Annotated in this window: 1 protein-coding gene; it reads right to left on the minus strand. The window is 72.9% G+C overall.

Translation table 11 applies throughout. The features are described from left to right. Nucleotides 1-24: 24 nt before the first annotated feature. Nucleotides 25-1,695, minus strand: a complete 1,671-nt coding sequence (locus IH13_RS0118720) for an alkaline phosphatase D family protein (RefSeq protein WP_031085905.1) — start codon at nucleotides 1,693-1,695, stop codon at nucleotides 25-27. Nucleotides 1,696-1,945: the final 250 nt, after the last annotated feature.

Here is a 1,945-nt window from a genome sequence, read left to right on the forward strand (position 1 = left end):
ATGTGTATAAGAGACAGGGCCGGGTCAGGCGGGGACGAGCCCCGGGTTCCCGGCCTCGGTCACGAAGGACCCGGCGGTCGTGACGGGCGCGCCGGGCGTGGTCACCGCCGCCACCGTACGGAAGTCGGCGCGGGCCCGCTCGGTGCCGAGGTCCACGAGCACGTAGCCGCGGCGGCCGTCGTAGAACTTCATGTGCGGGTTGGCCCGGGTGAGGTTGTCCCAGTTGGCCGGTTTCTCGGCGCCGTCCTTGCCGCTGGTGACCGAGGTGGCCACGATCTCCGTACCGACGGTGCGGGAGCCCGGGTCGTCGAAGTCCTTCTTCACGTCGAAGCCGTAGCCGACGTGCACGTCTCCGGTGAGGACCATCAGGTTCTCGACGCCGGCGGCCTCGGCTCCGTCCAGGACGCGCTGCCGGGAGGCGGGGTAGCCGTCCCAGGAGTCCATGGACAGCTTGTAGGTACCGGTCGGCACGTCGCGCCGCCGGGAGAAGGCGACCTGCTGGGGCACGACGTTCCAGCGGGCCCTCGACTGCTTCCAGCCGTCGGTCAGCCAGCGTTCCTGGGCGGCGCCCGTCATGGTGCGCGCCGGGTCCTCGGACTCCGGCCCGGGGACCTGCCAGCCGTCCCCGTAGGCCTGGTCGCTGCGGTACTGGCGGGTGTCGAGGACGTCGAACTGGGCGAGCCGGCCGAAGTGCAGACGGCGGTAGAGCCGCATGTCGGGTCCGGTGGGGCGCTGCGGGGCGCGCAGCGGCTGGTTCTCCCAGTACGCGCGGTAGGCGGCGGCCCGGCGCAGCAGGAACTCCTCCGGCGGGACGCCGTTCTCGGGGGTGTCGCCCGCGTAGTTGTTCTCGGTCTCGTGGTCGTCCCAGGTGACGACGAAGGGGTGCGCGGCGTGGGCGGCGCGCAGGTCCGGGTCGGTCTTGTAGAGGCCGTAGCGCATCCGGTAGTCGTCCAGGGTGAGCGTCTCCCGGTCGAAGTGGGCCGGGAGGACGCGGTCGGTGTACCCACGGGCACCACCGGCGGAGTCGACGGCGTACTCGTAGAGGTAGTCGCCGAGGTGGAAGACGACGTCGACGTCCTCGGCGGCGAGGTGCCGGTAGGCGGTGTAGTAGCCGTCGTGGTACGCCTGGCAGGAGACCGCGGCGAAGGTGAGCGAGCTGGTGCGGGCGCCGTGGGAGGGCGCGGTGCGGGTGCGGCCGGTGGGGCTGGTCCAGGCGCCGGCGCGGAAGCGGTAGTAGAAGACCCGGTCGGGGTCGAGGCCCTTGGCGTCGACGTGGACGCTGTGGGCGAACTCCGGGTGGGCGGTGGCCGTTCCGCGCCGGACGGTCCGCCGGAAGCGCTCGTCGCGGGCGATCTCCCAGCCGACTCGGATCCGCCCGGCGGGCAGCCCGCCGTCGGCCTCGTAGGGCCGGGGGGCGAGTCTGGTCCACAGCAGGACCGAGTTGGGCAGCGGGTCGCCGGAGGCCACGCCGAGGGTGAAGGGGTCCTCGGTGATCTTCCGGGCGTCCACCTCGGCGGCGCTCGCGGTGCCCGCGGCGGGCAGCTCGACGGCGAAGGCGAGTGCGGCGGCCGCACCGGTGAGGGTGAGGAAACGCCGGCGGTCCAGGCCGGCCCCCATCCGCCGGGCGGCGGTGCGGAACGCGGCGGAATGGCCGTCCTGCCGGCCGGTGGCGGTGCTCATCTGTGCGGGTGTCATATGCCCTCCCGTGCTCGCCGGATGGTCTCAGAGGCATTGGAGTGCGGGGCGACGACTTTCCGTCGGCACGTACGCGACATCCGTATGGCGGTGCGATGAGCACCGCGTGCCCGTACCGGCCACCCGCCCGGTTACCCTGCCGGACCATGGACGCTGACCGGAAGTTCGCCGTCGTGACGGGTGCGGGATCGGGCATCGGCAGGGCCGTCGCCCTCGTTCTCGCGGGTGCGGGCTGGACGGTGGCCCTGGC

This window comes from Streptomyces sp. NRRL WC-3549 (assembly GCF_000721935.1).
Lineage (GTDB): Bacteria > Actinomycetota > Actinomycetes > Streptomycetales > Streptomycetaceae > Streptomyces.